This is a genomic window from Rugamonas sp. FW305-51 (assembly GCF_058786935.1).
This window is the reverse complement of record NZ_JBYSZG010000004.1, coordinates 92,358-110,853: the sequence shown is the minus strand read 5'-3', so window position 1 is coordinate 110,853 and position 18,496 is coordinate 92,358. Positions and strand designations below refer to the sequence as shown.

19 protein-coding genes are annotated in these 18,496 nt (G+C 65.4%); 14 read left to right on the top strand and 5 right to left on the bottom strand.

The features are described 5' to 3' along the window. Positions 1 to 26: 26 nt before the first annotated feature. Positions 27 to 455 carry a hypothetical protein gene (locus tag AC3WOS_RS04435; RefSeq protein WP_492714634.1) on the bottom strand — a complete coding sequence of 143 codons (429 nt, stop codon included), beginning with the start codon at positions 453 to 455 and terminating at the stop codon, positions 27 to 29. 382 nt (positions 456 to 837) lie between these two features. On the opposite strand from AC3WOS_RS04435, the gene AC3WOS_RS04430 reads away from it, so the two are divergent. From AC3WOS_RS04430 to AC3WOS_RS04385, 10 genes are all read left to right on the top strand, one after another. Further along, complete coding sequence (locus AC3WOS_RS04430) at positions 838 to 1,629, top strand: DUF1223 domain-containing protein (RefSeq protein ID WP_492714633.1); 792 nt, start codon at positions 838 to 840, stop codon at positions 1,627 to 1,629. Between the two features lie 140 nt (positions 1,630 to 1,769). Then, positions 1,770 to 2,096, top strand: coding sequence for a hypothetical protein (locus AC3WOS_RS04425; RefSeq protein ID WP_492714632.1), 327 nt, complete (start codon positions 1,770 to 1,772; stop codon positions 2,094 to 2,096). A 298-nt stretch (positions 2,097 to 2,394) separates the two neighbouring features. Further along, a complete protein-coding gene (ugpQ, locus tag AC3WOS_RS04420) occupies positions 2,395 to 3,147 on the top strand; it encodes a glycerophosphodiester phosphodiesterase (protein ID WP_492714631.1) in 753 nt (250 codons plus the stop codon). Positions 3,148 to 3,209: 62 nt separating this feature from the next. Next, complete coding sequence (locus AC3WOS_RS04415; protein ID WP_492714630.1) at positions 3,210 to 3,461, top strand: AbrB/MazE/SpoVT family DNA-binding domain-containing protein; 252 nt, start codon at positions 3,210 to 3,212, stop codon at positions 3,459 to 3,461. Further along, entirely contained in the window at positions 3,455 to 3,802 is a 348-nt protein-coding gene (locus AC3WOS_RS04410; protein ID WP_492714752.1) for a type II toxin-antitoxin system ChpB family toxin, read from the top strand. Before AC3WOS_RS04415 ends, AC3WOS_RS04410 begins: the two co-directional genes overlap by 7 nt. A gap of 210 nt (positions 3,803 to 4,012) precedes the next feature. Further along, entirely contained in the window at positions 4,013 to 6,622 is a 2,610-nt protein-coding gene (alaS, locus tag AC3WOS_RS04405) for an alanine--tRNA ligase (RefSeq protein ID WP_492714629.1), read from the top strand. A gap of 164 nt (positions 6,623 to 6,786) precedes the next feature. After that, on the top strand, positions 6,787 to 7,044 hold the full coding sequence (locus tag AC3WOS_RS04400) for a sulfurtransferase TusA family protein (RefSeq protein WP_492714628.1): 258 nt from the start codon (positions 6,787 to 6,789) through the stop codon (positions 7,042 to 7,044). A 242-nt stretch (positions 7,045 to 7,286) separates the two neighbouring features. Next, positions 7,287 to 8,036 carry an electron transfer flavoprotein subunit beta/FixA family protein gene (locus AC3WOS_RS04395; RefSeq protein ID WP_492714627.1) on the top strand — a complete coding sequence of 250 codons (750 nt, stop codon included), beginning with the start codon at positions 7,287 to 7,289 and terminating at the stop codon, positions 8,034 to 8,036. Positions 8,037 to 8,072: 36 nt separating this feature from the next. Continuing rightward, complete coding sequence (locus AC3WOS_RS04390; RefSeq protein WP_492714626.1) at positions 8,073 to 9,005, top strand: electron transfer flavoprotein subunit alpha/FixB family protein; 933 nt, start codon at positions 8,073 to 8,075, stop codon at positions 9,003 to 9,005. A 90-nt stretch (positions 9,006 to 9,095) separates the two neighbouring features. Further along, the gene (locus AC3WOS_RS04385; RefSeq protein WP_492714625.1) at positions 9,096 to 10,886 is read left to right on the top strand and encodes an acyl-CoA dehydrogenase; all 1,791 of its coding nucleotides are present in this window, start codon (positions 9,096 to 9,098) and stop codon (positions 10,884 to 10,886) included. A 160-nt stretch (positions 10,887 to 11,046) separates the two neighbouring features. Here AC3WOS_RS04385 and lnt read toward each other — a convergent pair whose 3' ends face one another. The 3 genes from lnt to AC3WOS_RS04370 are packed head-to-tail and all read right to left on the bottom strand — an operon-like array spanning position 11,047 to position 15,309. After that, positions 11,047 to 13,506: an apolipoprotein N-acyltransferase gene (gene lnt, locus AC3WOS_RS04380; protein WP_492714624.1), complete on the bottom strand. Its 2,460-nt coding sequence runs from the start codon at positions 13,504 to 13,506 to the stop codon at positions 11,047 to 11,049. A gap of 4 nt (positions 13,507 to 13,510) precedes the next feature. After that, complete coding sequence (locus tag AC3WOS_RS04375; protein WP_492714623.1) at positions 13,511 to 14,194, bottom strand: hypothetical protein; 684 nt, start codon at positions 14,192 to 14,194, stop codon at positions 13,511 to 13,513. Positions 14,195 to 14,220: 26 nt separating this feature from the next. Beyond that, on the bottom strand, positions 14,221 to 15,309 hold the full coding sequence (locus tag AC3WOS_RS04370) for an SGNH/GDSL hydrolase family protein (protein WP_492714622.1): 1,089 nt from the start codon (positions 15,307 to 15,309) through the stop codon (positions 14,221 to 14,223). Positions 15,310 to 15,603: 294 nt separating this feature from the next. Between AC3WOS_RS04370 and AC3WOS_RS04365 the strand changes: the two genes are divergently transcribed. From AC3WOS_RS04365 to AC3WOS_RS04350, 4 genes are all read left to right on the top strand, one after another. Further along, complete coding sequence (locus AC3WOS_RS04365) at positions 15,604 to 16,335, top strand: metallophosphoesterase family protein (protein WP_492714621.1); 732 nt, start codon at positions 15,604 to 15,606, stop codon at positions 16,333 to 16,335. A gap of 171 nt (positions 16,336 to 16,506) precedes the next feature. Further along, a complete protein-coding gene (locus tag AC3WOS_RS04360) occupies positions 16,507 to 17,310 on the top strand; it encodes a c-type cytochrome (protein ID WP_492714620.1) in 804 nt (267 codons plus the stop codon). A 60-nt stretch (positions 17,311 to 17,370) separates the two neighbouring features. Then, positions 17,371 to 17,559 carry a type II toxin-antitoxin system HicA family toxin gene (locus AC3WOS_RS04355; protein ID WP_492714619.1) on the top strand — a complete coding sequence of 63 codons (189 nt, stop codon included), beginning with the start codon at positions 17,371 to 17,373 and terminating at the stop codon, positions 17,557 to 17,559. A 6-nt stretch (positions 17,560 to 17,565) separates the two neighbouring features. Continuing rightward, a complete protein-coding gene (locus AC3WOS_RS04350; RefSeq protein ID WP_492714618.1) occupies positions 17,566 to 17,805 on the top strand; it encodes a type II toxin-antitoxin system HicB family antitoxin in 240 nt (79 codons plus the stop codon). An 87-nt stretch (positions 17,806 to 17,892) separates the two neighbouring features. On the opposite strand, the gene AC3WOS_RS04345 is transcribed toward AC3WOS_RS04350, so the two are convergent. Next, entirely contained in the window at positions 17,893 to 18,495 is a 603-nt protein-coding gene (locus AC3WOS_RS04345) for an outer membrane lipoprotein (RefSeq protein WP_492714617.1), read from the bottom strand. Position 18,496: the final 1 nt, after the last annotated feature.

Genomic DNA, 18,496 nt, shown 5'->3' with positions numbered 1-18,496 from the left:
AAACGGCGCAGCAGCGCAGCAGCACATCAGCGTGGGCAGTTGGTAACAGCTTTGCGGCCGTCCTCAGACTGCGAGAAGCAATAGGTGCCCAACGCCGTCGTAATCTTGTAGACGCGCGTTTTGCTGCCGGGGTCGCTTAGCTCCACTATGACCGGGGCTTCGTACCATTTGGGCCCGGCCGCTTCGTGGGCGGCGTTAATGCCGCGCGCCAGTCGAGCTTGCACGCCTTCGGGTGGCGCCTCGATGCCCCGCTTGGCAAATTCCTTGCGTAATTCCTTGTCGATACCGGCGATATCGCGCCGCGCCCGGCTCATGATGTCGGCCGCGCTGGGGCGGGCCGGGCCGAAGTCCGGTTCCGGCGGCGCCTGTTCGGGCGGGGTGATCGGCTGCGGAGTGGCCGGCGGCCGCGCTGGCGCGACGTCGGCAGTCCGGTCCGGCACGGGTGGCGTGGGCAAGTGCGTCACCGGGGCAGCCGGGGCAGGGCGGAGCTCTGGTTGCCGTGGCGAAGGCTGGGCCGGGGCGGGACGTGGCGAGAGCGGCAACAGCCACTGGATGGCAGGACGCCCATCCGCCGGCCGAACCGCGGGCCGGTCTGGCAGCTGTCGCCACATAGCATAGAGCAAAGCAATGTGGATGAGCGCCGTCAGCAACAAGCCGGGCCAGTGGCGGGCAGTGCGCAATGCAGGGTCGTCCATGCGATTTGTGTGGATGGAAAAGGTTGCGCATAGTAACTTATATTTTCGATATGTTTTGCGAATGTAACAAGTTTTTACAACGGCTGTAAGTTTGCCGATGGTCGCCCGACCAACGGGCATACCGCGACATACTGGAGATGCCATGAAACACTTGATCCTGAGCCTGACGGCCGCCGCCGCCCTGAATATCGCGCCCGTGCTGGCGGCCGGCAGCTGCAGCGCGCACAGCCCCGCTTACCGGGTCGCGCTGCTGGAGTTGTACACGTCGGAAGGATGCAGCAGCTGCCCGCCGGCCGACCAGTACGTCAGCGGTTTGCGCGCGGCAGGGGTTGCGCCGGAACAGGCGGTGGTGCTGGCGCTGCACGTCGATTACTGGAACTACATCGGCTGGAAAGACCCGTTCTCGCGCGCCGCGTTCACCGAGCGCCAGCGCTGGCTGACGGAGCTGGCTGGCTCGCGCACCATCTACACCCCGGAACTGTTCGTGGCCGGGCAGGAACTGCGTGGCGGCGTGGGCGGCTGGTCGGGCGGCGTACCGGCCGCCGTCAGGCGCATCAATGGCCAGGCAGCGCAGGCCGACATCGGCATCACGCTGGGGGCGCCCGGTGCGGCCGGTTTGCCGATCGACGTGCGCGCCAGCGCGGCGCGCGGCGGCAAGCTGTTCGTGGCGTTGGTGGAAAGCGGCCTGGCCAGCAAGGTGACGGCGGGCGAGAACAGCGGCCGCTTGCTGCGTCATGATTATGTGGTGCGCGAATGGCTGGCGCCGGTCGAGTTGTCATCCGGCGCCAAGGGCGGCGTCAACATGGCTGCCGTGACGCGCACCGTATCGCTGCCGCCGGGCGCCGCGCCGGGCAAGCTGGGCGTGAGCGCCTTTGTGCAATCGGCGCAAGGCGAAGTGTTGCAGGCGCTGGCCTTGCCCGTGTGCGGCGGCTGATGGCGTGCGCGGCGCGCTAGCGCAAGCGGCGGCCATGGCCCTTGTGATGGCTCAAGCGGCCTGACGCAACTTCCCGCGCCGGCAGCGCTCCAACGATGACGCGCGCAATCCGCGTGCGATTCATTCAGGAGGAATACATCATGCTGCAAGCGAATGAGATTCAACGGCGATTCACCAGCGTGGAACATGCGATCGGCCAGGCGTCGCAAGCGTGCTCGGCCGAACGTAACGTGCCGGGCGAACTGCGCGACTGCATCGAGCGGCTGGACAAGCAGGCCGACATGGCGAAGGACGTGATCCAGTCCCAGGACGAAGGCCGCATCCGCAAGATGGTGGACGACCTGGAACAGCTGGGCGACCGTGCCAAGCGCGTATGCAGCAGCGGCGCGGACCTGACGCCGCAAATGAAAAGCGCCGTCAACCACATGCACCATGAGTTGTCGGAACTGAAGCACCAGCTGCACTAAGGGCTGGGGAGGGGCAAGGGCAGCGCCAGGCAACCGCTGCCCTTGCCCTTGGGCGCGCCGTTTGTGCGCGCCCAGGCAAGCAAGCTCACGCCGCGCCGCGCCCCTGTACCAATGCGGCGGCAATGTCGTTGCGAATCCGATGCAGACGGCCCGCAGTCCGGCTCCTGCCGGCTCACCCTTGGCGTCCGCGAATAACGCAGCTATCGTGGCGCGCTATTTTGTACGGATACGGCGCGGCGCCAATTTCCGCCGCAGGCATGGTAAGGTTGAAACAACAATCTTTTACGAGGCGGTTGCCATGTGGCCTTATCCAAAAATCGTTGCACACCGGGGCGGCGGCACGCTGGCGCCGGAAAACACCATCGCCGCCTTGCGTTGCGGCCTGGCCTACGGCTTCCGGGCCGTGGAATTCGACGTCATGCTGTCGCGCGACGGCATCGGCATGGTGATGCACGATGCCGACTTCGGCCGCACCGTCCCCGGCATGGGCAGCGTGCCAACGACGGACGCGGCCGACCTGGCGCGGCTTGACGCCGGCACCTGGTTCGGACCGGAATTCCGGGGCGAACCGGTGCCGTTTTTCACCGAGTTTGTCGATTACTGCAAGGCGCAGCGGATCTGGATGAACATCGAGATCAAGCCCGCGCCAGGCTTCGAGGCGGCCACCGGCCGCTGGGTGGCCGAAACCACGCGCGACCGGTTTGCCGCCGAGCTGGCGGCGGGCGATCCGGCTGGCCTGCCGCTGCTGTCCTCGTTCAGCATGACCGCCCTGGCCGCCGCCCGCGACGCCGTGCCGTCCCTGCCGCGCGGCTGCCTGTTCGACACGCTGCCGGATGACTGGCAAGCCCAGGCTGTCGCGCTGGACGCCGTCGCCATCCACACCAACCACAAGCACCTGACGCCGGCACTGGCGCAGGCCGTCAAGGCGGCTGGGCTGGGGCTGTTCTGCTACACGGTCAATACCCCGGAGCGGGCGCGGGAAATCCTGGCCTGGGGCGTGGATGGTTTCTGCACTGATCGCATCGACCTGATTGGGCCGGCTTTTGGCTGATATTGCAATAGCTTGGCAGCTCTGGAAGAATGAATCTACAATGTATCAACATTGGGGGGGATATGGAATTGTCGGTTCAGAAGTGGGGCAACAGTGCGGCGGTGCGTTTGCCGACGGAGTTGCTGGGCATACTCAAAGTCACGCTGGGCGACAAGCTCAGCGTCAATGTGCAGCCGGACGGCGTGCTGCTGAAGGCGGCGCGGCCATCCTATTCGCTGGCGGAATTGGTGGCGCAATGCGATGTCTCCGCGCCGGAGCCGGCCGACATGGCGGCATGGAGCAACGCCAAGCCCATGGGGCGCGAAGCGTGGTGAGCCGGAGTAAGTTCGGGCGCGGCGATGTCGTGATGGTCAATCTCGATCCTACGCTAGGACACGAGCAGAAAGGCATGCGGCCGGCGCTGGTGCTTTCCACCAACGCATTCAATACGCTGGGCACGGTGCTGGTGGCCCCGATCACGCAGGGCGGCGACTATGCCCGTCACGCCGGGTTCGCTGCCACACTGAGTGGGACTGGCACGAAGACCCAGGGTGTTGCCTTGGTCAACCAGATCCGGATGCTGGACCTGGAAGTACGCAAGGCCAAGCGGGTTGAGACCGTCCCCGAGTTCGTCGTGGAAGACGCGCTGGCACGCCTGCGCGCCATTACCGACTGAATGGCGATCCCAACAACACCTTACGCCCGGTCCTGCTCGCCGCCGCTGCTGGCCGAGCCAAAGTGCGCGGCAATCGCCGCCTCTCCGGGGATCACTGCGAATTAACCAGCACCGGCCTAGAGGCCGTTGCCGACACCGGCAGGTATTTTCCGCCCACTTATTCACGTATAATCAACCCTTTGCACCTGCCAGCCACCTCTGCCAATAGACATGAAATCATCTGAAATCCGCGACAAATTCCTCAAGTTTTTTGAATCCAAGGGTCATTCGATCGTCCGTTCCAGTCCATTGGTTCCAGGCAACGACCCCACCATGTTGTTGACCAACAGTGGCATGGTGCAATTCAAGGACGTGTTCCTCGGTCTCGATACGCGCCCGTACTCGCGCGCGACCTCCGTGCAGCGCTGCGTGCGCGCCGGCGGCAAGCACAACGACCTGGAAAACGTGGGCTACACGGCCCGCCACCACACGTTCTTCGAAATGCTGGGCAATTTCAGCTTCGGCGACTATTTCAAGCGCGACGCCATCAATTACGCCTGGGAACTGCTGACCAAGGTCTACCTGCTGCCGGCCGACAAGCTGACCGTCACTGTCTACTTCGAGGATGACGAGGCGTACGACATCTGGGCCAACGAGATCGGCGTGCCGAAAGAGCGCATCATCCGCATCGGCGACAACAAGGGCGCGCGCTACGCGTCGGACAACTTCTGGCAGATGGCCGACATCGGCCCTTGCGGCCCGTGCACCGAGATCTTCTACGACCACGGCGCGGACATCTGGGGCGGTCCTCCCGGCTCGCCCGAGGAAGACGGCGACCGCTTCATCGAGATCTGGAACCTGGTGTTCATGCAGTTCAACCGCGACGAAGCGGGCAACATGAACAAGCTGCCCAAGCCATGCGTGGACACGGGCATGGGCCTGGAGCGCCTGGCGGCCGTGCTGCAACACGTGCACAGCAACTACGAAATCGACCTGTTCCAGAACCTGATCAAGGCCGCCGCACGTGAAACGGGCGCCACCGACCTGGAATCGAAGTCGCTGCGCGTGATCGCCGACCACATCCGCGCCGCCGCGTTCCTGATCGTCGACGGCATCATCCCCGGCTCGGAAGGCCACGGCTATGTGCTGCGCCGCATCATCCGCCGCGCGCTGCGCCACGGACACAAGCTGGGCCAGGCCAAGCCCTTCTTCTACAAGCTGGTGGCCGACCTCAACATCGAGATGGGCACGGCCTATCCGGAACTGACGGAAGCCATGGAACGCGTGGCCCAGGTGCTCAAGCAGGAAGAAGAGCGCTTCGGCGAGACGCTGGAACACGGCATGAAGATCCTGGAAGCGCAGCTGGCCAAGGATGGCAGCAAGCTCGACGGCGCCACCGCCTTCACCCTGTACGACACCTACGGCTTCCCGCTGGACCTGACGGCCGACATCTGCCGCGAGCGCAACGTGACGCTCGACGAGGCCGGCTTCACCGCCGCCATGGAACAGCAGAAGAAGAAGGCGCGCGAAGGCGGCAAGTTCAAGATGGCCGCCAACGTCGCCTACTCGGGCGACAAGAACAAGTTCGTCGGCTACGACACCCTGGCGGCCGACAGCAAGGTCGTCGCCCTGTACGCCGACGGCGCGCCGGTGCAGCAGCTGGCGGCCGGCCAGGCCGGTATCGTCGTGCTCGACACCACCCCGTTCTACGCGGAATCGGGCGGCCAGGTGGGTGACCAGGGCTTGCTGCAAGCGGCCGGCGTCAAGTTCGAAGTGGAAGACACGCTCAAGATCCAGGCCGACGTGTTCGGTCACCACGGCGTGCTGGCAACCGGCATGCTGCGGGTAGGCGACGCCGTGGCGGCCCAGGTGGACGAGGCGATCCGCGCCCGCACCATCCGCAACCACTCGGCCACCCACCTGATGCACAAGGCCTTGCGCGAAGTGCTGGGCAGCCATGTGGCGCAAAAAGGTTCGCTGGTGGACGCCGACAAGACCCGCTTCGACTTCAGCCACAATGCCTCCCTGACGGCCGACGAGATCGCCAAAGTGGAAGCCATCGTCAACCGCGAGATCCTGGCCAACGCGGCCACCCAGTCGCACCAGATGTCGTTCGACGACGCCGTCAAGCATGGCGCCATGGCCCTGTTCGGCGAGAAGTACGGCGACGAAGTGCGGGTGATGGACATCGGCAGCTCCAAGGAACTGTGCGGCGGCGTGCACGTGCACCGCACGGGCGACATCGGCCTGTTCAAGATCGTGGCCGAAGGCGGCGTGGCGGCCGGTATCCGCCGCGTGGAAGCGGTGACGGGCGAGGGCGCGCTGGCGCTGGTGCAGTCGATGAATCGCCGCCTGCTCGAAGCGGCCGCGGCCCTGAAGGCCACGCCGGACGAGCTGACGGCCCGCATCGTCCAGATGCAGGATAGCGCCAAGGCGCTGGAGAAGGAACTGGCGGCCCTGAAGTCGAAACTGGCCGCCGGCCAGGGCGATGAACTGGCCACCCAGGCGGTGGACGTGAACGGCATCAAGGTGCTGGCCGCCACGCTGGACGGCGCCGACGTGGCCGGCCTGCGCGAAACCATGGACAAGCTCAAGGACAAGCTGAAGACGGCCGCCATCGTGCTGGCCAGCGTGGCCGACGGCAAGGTCAGCCTGATCGCCGGCGTGACGGCCGACGCCACGGCCAAGGTCAAGGCCGGCGAGCTGGTTAACTTTGTTGCACAGCAAGTGGGCGGCAAGGGCGGCGGACGCCCCGATATGGCGCAGGCCGGCGGTACCGATGCTGCGGCGCTGCCAGGGGCGCTTGCGGGCGTTGCAGCATGGGTGGCACAACGGGCATAATGAGTGTTGGTGCGGCCTGCGCCCTAGTGCAGGCCGTTAAACCAGCTGAAATTCTCGTTGTGACCATACAACGGTATATGAACTATTTTGGTGCAGCGCGTCAATCGCACTATTTTGGGGTAGTATGTCAAAAATCAGCACAACACATTTGAAGCGGGATAGTGATGAGCGACACACTACTTGAAAACGAGATCATGGAATTTCACAAAGAGCTCGACGCACGCGGCCTGAATTGTCCGCTGCCGATCCTGAAAGCCAAGAAGGCGCTGGCTGAGCTCGACAGTGGTGAAGTGCTGCGCATCATGGCTACCGACCCCGGCTCCGTGCGCGATTTCCAGGCCTTTGCCAAGCAGACCGGCAACGCCTTGCTGTCGCATGTGCAAAATGGCCGGGAATTCGTGTTCTTGATGCGTCGTAAGTAATTCGTCGTTTTTAATTCGTCGTTTTTAATTCGTCATTTCCTGCCGTTGCCGCCGGGGCAGTAACATCGTCCCGGTGCTTACTCCCCCGGAAATGTTTTGGCAGTATTTGTCTTTTTTAGGTGTTTTGTACTAACAAAAAATCGCACGATCGTGCTTAAATTTCGTGTGGGTGGGAAAATTCTCTTATAATCTCCCCCTACCTAAGTTCCGTCATTCTTTATTTTTTTCCCAAAGGCACAGCTATGAAAGTCTTGGTACCCGTCAAACGCGTGGTCGACTACAACGTCAAAGTGCGCGTCAAGTCTGACGGCAGCGGCGTCGATATCGCCAATGTCAAAATGTCGATGAACCCATTCGATGAGATCGCTCTCGAAGAGGCCGTGCGCCTGAAGGAAGCGGGCAAGGTAACTGAAGTGGTGGCCGTGTCGTGCGGCGTGAGCCAGTGCCAGGAAACCCTGCGTACCGGTATGGCCATCGGCGCCGACCGCGGCATCCTGGTGGAAACGGCCGTCGAGCTGGAGCCGCTGGGCGTGGCCAAGCTGCTGAAAGCGCTGGCCGACAAGGAACAGCCACAGCTGATCATCCTGGGCAAGCAAGCCATCGACGACGACTCCAACCAGACCGGCCAGATGCTGGCTGCGCTGCTGGGCTGGCCGCAAGCGACCTTCGCCTCGAAAGTGGTGCTGGAAGAGGGCAAAGTGACCGTCACCCGCGAAGTGGACGGCGGCCTGGAAACCCTGGCCCTGACCCTGCCGGCCATCATCACCACCGACCTGCGCCTGAACGAGCCGCGCTACGTCACCCTGCCTAACATCATGAAGGCGAAGAAGAAGCCGCTGGACACGGTCAAGCCGGAAGAGCTGGGCGTGGACGTGGCGCCGCGCCTGAAGACCCTGAAAGTGGTCGAGCCAGCCAAGCGTTCGGCCGGCATCAAGGTACCGGACGTGGCAACCCTGGTCGCAAAACTGCGCACCGAAGCCAAAGTTATCTAAGCGCGGCCTGGCCGTTCACATTTTTGAGGAAGAATCATGGTCGCATTAGTTATTGCTGAACACGACAACGCTAGCCTGAAAGGCAGCACCCACCACACCGTTACCGCAGCTGCCCAGTGCGGCGGCGAGGTGCACGTCCTGATCGCCGGCGCCAACGCTGGCGCCGCCGCCGCCGCTGCCGCCCAGATCGCCGGCGTCGCGAAAGTCATCGTGGCCGACGCGCCGCACTTCGCCGACGGCCTGGCCGAAAACGTGGCCGAGCAGGTACTGGCCCTGGCCGGCGCCTACAGCCACATCCTGGCCCCTGCCACCGCCTACGGCAAGAACATCGCGCCGCGCGTGGCCGCCAAACTGGACGTGGCCCAGATCTCGGAAATCACCAAGGTCGACTCGCCTGACACCTTCGAGCGTCCCATCTACGCCGGCAACGCGATCGCCACCGTGCAATCGTCGGACAAGGTCAAGGTCATCACCGTGCGTACCACCGGCTTCGACGCCGCTGCCGCCACCGGCGGTTCGGCCGCCACCGAAACCGTGGCCGCCGTGGCCGATTCGGGCAAGTCGGCCTTCGTGGGCCGCGAGCTGGCCAAGTCGGACCGTCCTGAGCTGACCGCCGCCAAAGTCATCGTGTCCGGTGGCCGCGGCATGGGTTCGGGCGAAGCGTTCAAGATCCTGGAACCGCTGGCCGACAAGCTGGGCGCCGCCATGGGTGCTTCGCGCGCCGCCGTGGACGCCGGCTACGTGCCCAACGACTGGCAAGTGGGCCAGACCGGCAAGATCGTCGCGCCTACCCTGTACATCGCCGTCGGCATCTCGGGCGCCATCCAGCACCTGGCCGGCATGAAGGACTCGAAGACCATCGTCGCCATCAACAAGGATCCGGAAGCACCGATCTTCTCCGTTGCCGACTACGGCATCGTGGGCGACCTGTTCGAAGTGGTACCGCAACTGGTCGCAGAACTGGGCTGATACGCTTAGCGCCTAGATTGGAACACCAGGCCACGCTGGCTCCGGCAATTCAAGCCGGGCCGCCGTGGCCTTTTTCTTGGAGAATGGAACATGCCGTATCAAGCCCCCGTAAAAGACATGCTGTTCGTGATGAACGAACTGGCCGACCTGGCTGCCGTGAACGCGCTGCCGGGCAATGAAGATGCCACCGCCGACACGGCCGAAGCCGTGCTGGAAGAGAACGCCAAGTTCTGCAGCAACGTGGTCGCCCCCCTGAACAACCCCAGCGACAAGGAGCCGAGCTTCTGGCACGACGGCGAAGTCACTACTTCCAAGGGCTACAAGGAAGCCTTCAAGGCGTTCGCCGAGGCCGGCTGGCAGGGTGTGCAGCACCCGGTGGAATTCGGCGGCCAGGGCTTGCCCAAGCTGTTCGCCACCCCTTGCATCGAAATGCTGAATTCGTCGAGCATTTCCTTCGCCCTGTGCCCGCTGCTGACGGACGGCGCCATCGAAGCGCTGCTGACGGCCGGCAGCGACGAACAGAAAGCGATCTATCTGGAAAACCTGGTGTCGGGCAAATGGACCGGCACCATGAACCTGACGGAGCCGCAAGCCGGTTCCGACCTGGCCGCCGTGCGCAGCCGCGCCGTGCCCCAGGGCGACGGCACCTACAAAGTGTTCGGCACCAAGATCTTCATCACCTACGGTGAACACGACATGGCCGAGAACATCGTGCACCTGGTGCTGGCCCGCACGCCGGACGCACCGGCCGGCGTGAAAGGCATCTCGCTGTTCATCGTGCCCAAGTTCCTGGTCAACGTCGACGGCTCGCTGGGCGCGCGCAACGACGCGCACTGCGTGTCGATCGAGCACAAGCTGGGCATCAAGGCCAGCCCGACGGCCGTGCTGCAGTTCGGCGACAACGGCGGCGCCATCGGCACCCTGGTCGGCGAAGAGAACCGCGGCCTGGAATACATGTTCATCATGATGAATGCGGCCCGCTTCGGCGTCGGCCTGCAGGGCATCGGCGTGGCCGAGCGCTCGTACCAGCGCGCCGTGGCTTTTGCCCGTGACCGCGTGCAGTCGCGCGACCTGGCCGGTTCGGCCGGTCCGGTGTCCATCATCCACCATCCGGACGTGCGCCGTATGCTGATGTCCATGCGTTCGCAGACCGAGGCCGCGCGTGCGCTGGCCTACGTCGGCGCGGGCCTGAGCGACATCGCCCACCACCATCCGGATGCGGCAGTGCGCGCCGCCAACCTGGCCACCTACGAATACCTGGTCCCGGTCATCAAGGGCTGGTCGACGGAGATGGCGCAGGACGTGACCCGCGACGGCGTGCAGGTGCACGGCGGCATGGGCTTCATCGAAGAGACGGGCGCGGCCCAGCACTATCGCGACGTCAAGATCCTGACCATCTACGAAGGCACGACCGCGATTCAGGCCAACGACCTGGTGGGCCGCAAGACCGTGCGTGACGGCGGCGCCGTGGCCAAGGGCATCATCGCCCAGGTGCGTGCGACGGAAGCGCAACTGGCGGCATTGGACGGCGCCGAGTTCCAGGCCATGGCCAAGCATCTGGCGGCCGGCAGCAAGGAACTGGAAGCGGTGGTCGACTACGTGGCCAACAACATGAAGAGCGACATCAAGGGCGTGTTCGCCGGCAGCGTGCTGTACCTGAAGCTGGCCGGTATCGTGCTCGGTGGCTGGCAGATGGCGCGTGCCGCCGTCATCGCCAAGCAGAAGCTGGACGCCAAGGAAGGCGACGCCAGCTTCTACCAGGCCAAGATCGTCACGGCGCGCTTCTTTGCCGACCACATCCTGTCGCAAGCTTCGGGCCTGCGCAGCGCCATCATCGACGGCAGTGCCGGCGTGCTGGCCCTGACGGAAGACCAGTTCTAAGCAGCAGTCGTCCGCTTAGTCCGAGCAAAAACCTGCCGCGGCAACGCCCGCGGCAGGTTTTTTTTCGTCCGCCGGAAAGAGGGGCGAAAAAGGGGTACGAAAAAGGGGTACGTCCCCATTTTAAAAAAAGGGGTACGTCCCCATTTTTTCGTCCCGTTTTTTATGCGCGGTAGACGGTGAACAGCAGCCATCCCGGCATGCCGAGATAGAGCGCTATGTGGCCGGCTCGTTCCAGCCAGCGCCGGATGGCGATCGCGCGGGCCGGACGCAGCAGTGCCGTCAGCAAGGTGACGCCGATGATCGCGGCCCGTACCAGCGCTTCCGTCAGCACCACGCCGATGGACCAGGCGGCCCACCACAGCGCAAACGCGCTGAGGTAGGCGTTCATCCCGAAACTGTAGTACTCGCCGAACGCGCTGCCGTAGGTGATGTGCTGGTACAGGTGGAAGGCCGGCAGCGCGAGCACGAGCGGCAGCAGCACGTATTTGGGCAGCGGGTGGTCCAGCCGCGAACGGCGCAGCGCCAGGCTGGTGTGGGCATAGACCTGCAGCACGGCGCGCACGCCTTGCTGGATCGGGTGGGCACCGGTGGCCGCCAGTGCGGCGGCGCGCGCGCCAGGATTGGTCAGCGCCAGGCCATAGTGCCAACGCCGGCCGCTCGTCAGCCGCAGCGACAGGCCGGGTCCGGGAATGGGCAGGCGCCACAGCTGGACGGCGGCGATGTCGTCCAGCGCCAGTTCGCGCCGGCGCGCGCCGCGCACCAGTACCAGCTTGCCATCGGCGATGCTGGCCTGGGCGGAACACAGGAGCAGCACGCACCAGGCGCCCGCTTCAGGCAGCAGGAACAGGGTGGCAAACAGGCGGATCTGCGCCAGCGTGTTGGTACGCAGCGCTTCGTTGAGCAGCAAGGCCAGGCAGATCCAGAGCAGGCTGCCGCGCGCAAAGGTGCGCAGCAGGCCTGCCGCGAGCCGTGCGGCCGGGGGCAGTACGGCTACCCGGGCAGGCAAGGTCGCGGCCAGGCTGCCGGCCGCAGGCTCCGAGGCCTGGCCGGGACGCCATGCCGGGAGGATCGAGCCTGCCGCCAGCACGGCGAGCAGGGCGCAGGCGACGCGCCCGAGCCAGTCGCCCCACTTCACGATCAGGGTCGGCGCCGGCGATTGCACGGGCACGCCGGCGATCACCAGCGTCTGCTCGCCCATGCGCGTGCCCGCGAGGACGGCGCCGGTGGCGTCGATCACGCCGCTGTAGCCGTTGCTGGTGACGCGAAATTGCGGCAGCCGCGTTTCGATGCTGCGGAACGCCGCCGCGGCCTGGTGCAGCTGCGCGCCCAGCGGGTCGGCCGTGAACCAGGAGTCGTTGGACATGGTGAGGATGGCCTGCGCACCGAGCCGCACGCCGTCGAGCGCCAGGCTGGTATCCATGTCGTCAAAGCAGATCAGGGGCAGCACGGGGATGTCGCGGCCGTCGGCCAGCCGCAGCGGCAGCACGCGCGCGCCGTTGCCCGGTTGCCAGTTGCCGGTCCAGGGCAGCCAGCGCCGCAGCAGCGGGCCGTCCAGCCAGGCCGGCACATATTCCGTGAACGGGAACAGGCGCGTCTTGCGATAGAAGCCCAGCAGGCCGGAGCCGGGCTGCACGAACGCGGCGGCGTTGTATTCGCCGGCGCTGTCGCGGTCGTAGGTGCCGAACACGAACGGCACCCCGGCCGCGTTGACGATGCCGAGTATCTCGTGATCGAGTTCAGCGCCCGCTTCGCTCTTGGGATGGCCGAAGGTGGTGGGGTAGACGGTCTCGGACCACAGCACCGCATCGGCATGCTGGCGCACGACGGCGTCGTAGCTCATCGCATAGTGGGTATCGAGCACTTCGCGCACGAAGGCCTGGGTGCCTTTTTCCTGCCGCTGGCGTTCGTAGTCGATGATGTTCGACTGGATCAGGCCGATACGCAACGGCTTGCCGGCCGGCGCGGGGCTGGTCGACAGTACGATCTGGCCATAAACGGCCAGCAGCAGTGGCGCCAGCGCCGCCAGGGTCAATGGACGTACGCACGCGCGCAAGCCGGCGTTGCGCCGCGCCAGCGCCGCCGCGATGGCTTCATTGGTCAGCAACAGCAGCAGCGTCAGGCCCGCCGTGCCGGCCAAGGCGGCGCCCTGGCGCAGCGGCAGCGAGGGATAGAGCCCGTAGCCCAGCGTATCGCCGAGGAATTTGGGCAGCAGCCATTCCGTCGCCACCCACGCCGCCGCGCCGGCCAGCGCGCCGAGGGCGGGGCCGTGCCGGCGCTGCGTCAGGTGGCGCACCATGGCAAAGGAGATGAACTGCGGCTGGAACAGCGGCGCGGCCAGCAGCAACAGCGCGAGGCCGGCGCCGCCGCCGATCTGCACATAGTGGCCGAAGGCGATGCCGAACCACGCGAAGGCGCCCGCCGTGTAGGCCACGGCCATGGCCCAGGCGCGCAGCAGGGCGCCCGTCAGCGTGGGGCTGGCGTCGAGCGTGCGCAACCACGGCACCAGCAATACAAAGCCGAGCAGCCAGGCGGCGCCGCCGCGCGCATAGAGGGCCGACATGGCCGCGCCGGCCAGCATGGCTGCCGGCACGCGCATTTTTACGGGGATGGATAAAGTCATGGTCTCAGTGGCCGGGTCTGGCCGGCTCTCTTGGTGTGGGGATGACGATGCGCCGGACCGGCAGGCCGGGCGGCGCCAGTTCCGGCGGGACGACGCGGTCCTTGGGCATGGCGATGGGCTGGTTGGCCGCGTCATACAGCTGGAAGTCGGGCGCGAACATGAGCACCGCTTCGATGGTCTGGCCATCGTCGGTCACCTGGTGGTGGCGCACATAGCCCTTGGGCAGGTCGAAGTTCTCGGGCACGGCCAGGCCGACCAGGGGCGGGCGCGTGCCCGGTGGCGAAAACGCACCCAGGCCGCTGAAGATGCCGCGCTCGTGCAGGCGTTCGATCACTTCGGGCATGGTGGGGTTTGCGCCGCGCGGCACATAGCTTTTCAGGTCGCGCGTGGGATCGGCGTCGCCCTCCGGGGGACGGGTTTGCTCAGGCTCGGGTTCGGGCGACATGCCCGGTAGCGCCGACAGCCACGCCCGGGCGGCGCCGGGCGCGGATGCGGGCGCCGTTGCCGCCCCGGCGTTGCCGGTGTGGTCGGCGGGAGCGCCGGACCACATCCACAGCGCGATCAGCGAGGCGATGCCGGCGACGGCCAGCAACAACGTGACGATGGCGCGTCCCCGGGATCGATGCCGGGGCCGGCCGGCGCCATGGCGAAAGCCGCCGGCCGGTGCCGGGGGAGGACGGCGTGGCATGGCCAGCGCTGATCCGGGGCCGACCCTTACGGCGAGACGGGGTTGAAGGACGATACCGCCCAGCCCATGCGCTCATGGCCGTACTGGTTCCAGATCGGGCTCTTGCCGCCGCTGAAAGAGGTGTAGCGCGGCGCGCCGCTGCCGGTGGTGTCGCCGAACAGGCCGGAGGTGATGGTGCTGCCGGTGTAGGTGGGGTGGGTGTCGTCGGACTGGATGTAGTCGTAGCTGCTGCCCGACGAGACGAAGTGCGTGTTGGCGTCGCGGATCGTGGAGCGCAGCGTGGTGGTGATGCGGGTGACGTAGCTTGACTCGCTTTCGCCGGCTACATAGCGCAGCGCATCGGAATCGGCCTGGCCGTCGCCGTTGCTGTCATAGTCGGCGCCCATGTACTGGGCGAAGTTGTCGGCGCAGGTGAAGCCTTTCTGGCGCGCTGTATCGCACATCATGTAGTTCATGCGGGCCAGCGAGAGCAGGAAGCGGTCCTGCATCTTCACGGTGCTGCCGGTGGTGGCGTCGGTGCAGGAGCTTTGCACGTTGTCGGCCGCGTAGCCGGGGTAGTGCAGGTTGGAGATCACCTTCAGCTTGACGCCGGGATAGGCGTTGGCGTTGATGTAGTCCATCGCCGCCGCGACGTAGGTCTTGCAGCTGCTCTCGGCCGTGTTCAGCACCGTGTAGTCGCAGGTGCCGCCCTGGCTCTTGAAGCTGGTGCGCGCCTGCAGGCCGTCGTTGCCGCACATCTCGAAGGTGACGACGCGGGTATTGCTGGCCTGCATGTACGAACGCTCGGCCACGATCTTGTTGTTGTACACGTCCGAGGCGACGGCGCCGGACTTGGTGCGGCGCACGCTCTCGATGTCGGCGCCCCACAGGGCGGACAGGTATTCCGCGTCCACCGTCGGCGCCGAATATTTGGCGGCGCTGGTGATGGAGCCGTTGTAGCCGGCGTAGATCGAGTCGCCATAGGCCACGGCGCGGTATTTGGTGCTGGTGTTGGCCCGGTCGATGGTCCACGAGGCGTTCTGGTTCAGGGTACTGGCCGATGCTTGTGCGCCCAGGGCGAGCAGCGCCAGGGCGGGTACTAGGGTGCGTAGGGAAGGACGAAAGCGCATGCTCATGTAGTGTCTCCTTAGTAGTGAGCCATCTGTGCGAACAATGTTTCTGGTGATTTGCAGCTACGCCTCAATGTAGTGCAAAACCTTGCACCGAAACCGAGCATCTGCTCGAAATTCATGGAAAAATATTGGAGATATGCTAATTTGTTGTATTTTCGTCTGTTGCGTGACACGATAGACTGTGCCGCCATGCAGCGGCGGACGACGCCGGCTGGGCGGCCCCGCGCGCTTCCTGTTGCCGCTGCGGCAGGCCGGGCGAATGCGCTACACTGATCCCCTGAATCGAGGACATGAACCATGCGATACGCCATCGTTTCCGATATCCACGGCAATCTGCCGGCCCTGCAGGCCGTGGTGCGCGACATCGCCCGGCGCGGCGCCGACCAGGTGGTCAACCTGGGCGACTGCGTGTCCGGCCCCTTGCTGCCGCTGGAGACGGCGCAGTTCTTGATGGAGCAGCGGGACTGGATCCACCTGGCCGGCAATCACGAGCGCCAGTTGCGCACGCCGCGTGCGCGCGAGGCGGCCGACGCCTTCGCCCTGGCCCAGCTGGGGCAGGCGGAACAGGACTGGCTGGCCGCGCTGGAGCCGGCCGTGCGGCTCAGCGCGCAAGTGCAGCTGTGCCATGGCACGCCGCGCAGCGATTTCGAATACTTCCTGGAATCCGTGGAGACGACCCATGTGCGGGCCGCCACGCTGGCCGAGATCGACGACCGCCTGGCCGGTTGCGATGCGGAGCTGGTCGTCTGCGGCCACACCCACGTGCCGCGCGCCATGCGCTCGGCGTCCGGCCAGCTGATCGTCAATCCGGGCAGTGTGGGCCTGCAGGCTTACGACGATAACCGCCCCTGTTTTCACGTGATCCAGAACGGTTCGCCCGATGCCCGCTACGCTATCGTCGAGCAGGTCGATGGCGGCTGGCAGTGCGCCCTGATCGCCGTGCCCTATGGCCACGCCGCCATGGCCGACCTGGCGCGGCGCAACGGCCGCACGGACTGGGCGCGCGCGCTTGCCACCGGCTACGTGTGACGGGGGCGCAGCGCAATGCACCCGGCAGCCCGGTGGCCGCGGTGCGTGGGCAATGGTGACGCGATCAAGCCGTCGCCAGAATTGTTTCGAAGGCCATCGCCAGTGACGCTAGAATGATTCTGAGCCACGCGCGTTCGCGGCGACATCTGTCTGGAGGGGAGGAGCATGAACATGCGACGTTATGCCATTCTGGTTGCCGCGTTATGGAGCGCCGGCGCAGCGAGCGCGCAGACCGCGCCGGTATTCAAGGCGCCGGACGAGGCCAGCATCCCATCCGGGCCGCGCGGGGCCGCCATCGCGGCCGGTAAATTGCTGCTGACGGAAACCCATCTGCGCCTGCCCAACAACGTCGGCAACGGTTTGACTTGCACCAACTGCCATATGACGGGTGGCACGGTCGCGCAAGCGTCGCCCTGGGTGGGGATCTGGGGCGTGTTCCCCGAATACCGATCCCGCAGTGGACGCCTGATTTCGCTGCAGGAGCGTGTCAACGATTGCTTTGAGCGCTCGATGAACGGCAAGCCGCTCGGCTTTAGCTCCGAGGAGATGAACAATATCCTCGCCTATATGCAGTGGCTGTCGGGCGGGGTGCCGACGGGCGTCAGCGTCAAGGGGCGCGGCTTTGGCCCGATCGACCAGAAGCTCACGCCCGACAGTGTCCACGGCAAGCAGGTGTATGCGGAAAAATGCGCCAGTTGTCACGGCGCCGCCGGCGAGGGCTTGAAAAACGGCGCCGCCTATGCGTTCCCGCCCTTGTGGGGGCCGGCCTCGTTCAACGATGGCGCCGGCATGGCGCGTACCTATACGGCGGCCGCCTTCGTCAAGCACAACATGCCGTTGGGGCAGGGTGGCACACTGTCGGATCAGGACGCGGTCGACGTGGCGCAATTTTTCACCCACCAGCCACGGCCCGTATTTGCCGGCAAGGATAAGGACTGGCCCAAAGGCGACCGGCCCAAGGACGCCCGCAACTGATCCGGTTCGGCTTTGATTATGCGCCGATGGGAGTCGGGTGTATTCCGTTAAGCTGATGGCATGAAGGTACATGCCATGATTAGCATGCTGTTGGAAGACGGGTGGCGTACCGTGGCCATGCGTGGCAGCCATCGCCAATTTAAGCATCCGACCAAGCCCGGACGTGTTACTGTGCCAGGAAAAGGGAGCGATGATTTGGCGCCCGGAACCTGCAACAGTATTTTGAAACAAGCTGGATTGAAGAAGTAGCAACCTATGCGATACGCCATCGTTATTGAAAAGGCCGGCAATAATTACTCGGCCTACGTGCCTGATTTGCCAGGCTGCGTTGCCACCGGAGCGACAGTGGAACTGGTGCGTGCGTCGTTGTGCGAGGCGATCGCCATGCACCTGGCCGGTATGCGGGAGGATGGTGTGGTGCCGCCCGCGCCAGACAGCATCGTGCAGTACCTGGATGTGCAGGACTGCGCGACGGCCGATTCCGGCAGCGCCTGACCTTGCGTGGGGCGGCTTCGACTCCGCGGGCGCAAAAAAAAGCAGCCCGGGCGGGCTGCTGGTGGACTGGCTTTGCTGCCGTAGCGCTTAGTTGCGCACCACGGTGCCGTTGGCGTTGCGCACCTGGTCGCCGGCCAGCAGGCCGGGATCGTGGTCGAAGTTGAAGCTCGCTTGCTGGCCGTTGTTGTATTGCACCTGCACGGTCCAGACCTTGGTCGACTTGACTTTCTGCTCGACCTGCTTGCCGGCATAGGCGCCGCCGGCCGCACCGGCCACGGTGGCCAGTTCGCGGCCATGGCCGCTGCCCACTTGGTTGCCCAGCAGGGCGCCGGCCACGCCGCCGGCGATCAGGCCCAGCGCGCTGCCTTCGCCCGCTTTCTCGGTCACGGTCACGTTGGTCACCTTGCCGCACTCGGCCATGCAAGCGCCGGCCTTGGCGGGCGACGCTTTCATCGCGGCCTTGGCTTGCGCCAGGCTCTTGTCGTATTCGGATTTGGCGTCGCGCATGCACTGCATGCGGGCGCCGGAGTCGGTCTCTTCCGTGCACAGCTTCTTGTCATCGGCGTAGCGGGTGGCGGCATGCTTGCTGTCGATCGCATACTGCTCTTTCGGGCTCACTGGCGCCTGGGCCCAGGCGCTGCTCATCAGGCCGGCCAGGGTGAGGGCCAGGATCAGGGGACGACTCGTCATA

Coding starts and splice junctions, on each gene's coding strand:
- AC3WOS_RS04430 (WP_492714633.1), top strand. CDS start 838: ATGAAACACTTGATCCTGAGCCTGACGGCCGCCGCCGCCCTGAATATC.
- AC3WOS_RS04425 (WP_492714632.1), top strand. CDS start 1,770: ATGCTGCAAGCGAATGAGATTCAACGGCGATTCACCAGCGTGGAACAT.
- ugpQ (WP_492714631.1), top strand. CDS start 2,395: ATGTGGCCTTATCCAAAAATCGTTGCACACCGGGGCGGCGGCACGCTG.
- AC3WOS_RS04415 (WP_492714630.1), top strand. CDS start 3,210: ATGGAATTGTCGGTTCAGAAGTGGGGCAACAGTGCGGCGGTGCGTTTG.
- alaS (WP_492714629.1), top strand. CDS start 4,013: ATGAAATCATCTGAAATCCGCGACAAATTCCTCAAGTTTTTTGAATCC.
- AC3WOS_RS04400 (WP_492714628.1), top strand. CDS start 6,787: ATGAGCGACACACTACTTGAAAACGAGATCATGGAATTTCACAAAGAG.
- AC3WOS_RS04395 (WP_492714627.1), top strand. CDS start 7,287: ATGAAAGTCTTGGTACCCGTCAAACGCGTGGTCGACTACAACGTCAAA.
- AC3WOS_RS04390 (WP_492714626.1), top strand. CDS start 8,073: ATGGTCGCATTAGTTATTGCTGAACACGACAACGCTAGCCTGAAAGGC.
- AC3WOS_RS04385 (WP_492714625.1), top strand. CDS start 9,096: ATGCCGTATCAAGCCCCCGTAAAAGACATGCTGTTCGTGATGAACGAA.
- lnt (WP_492714624.1), bottom strand. CDS start 13,506: ATGACTTTATCCATCCCCGTAAAAATGCGCGTGCCGGCAGCCATGCTG.
- AC3WOS_RS04375 (WP_492714623.1), bottom strand. CDS start 14,194: ATGCCACGCCGTCCTCCCCCGGCACCGGCCGGCGGCTTTCGCCATGGC.
- AC3WOS_RS04370 (WP_492714622.1), bottom strand. CDS start 15,309: ATGAGCATGCGCTTTCGTCCTTCCCTACGCACCCTAGTACCCGCCCTG.
- AC3WOS_RS04365 (WP_492714621.1), top strand. CDS start 15,604: ATGCGATACGCCATCGTTTCCGATATCCACGGCAATCTGCCGGCCCTG.
- AC3WOS_RS04360 (WP_492714620.1), top strand. CDS start 16,507: ATGCGACGTTATGCCATTCTGGTTGCCGCGTTATGGAGCGCCGGCGCA.
- AC3WOS_RS04355 (WP_492714619.1), top strand. CDS start 17,371: ATGAAGGTACATGCCATGATTAGCATGCTGTTGGAAGACGGGTGGCGT.
- AC3WOS_RS04350 (WP_492714618.1), top strand. CDS start 17,566: ATGCGATACGCCATCGTTATTGAAAAGGCCGGCAATAATTACTCGGCC.
- AC3WOS_RS04345 (WP_492714617.1), bottom strand. CDS start 18,495: ATGACGAGTCGTCCCCTGATCCTGGCCCTCACCCTGGCCGGCCTGATG.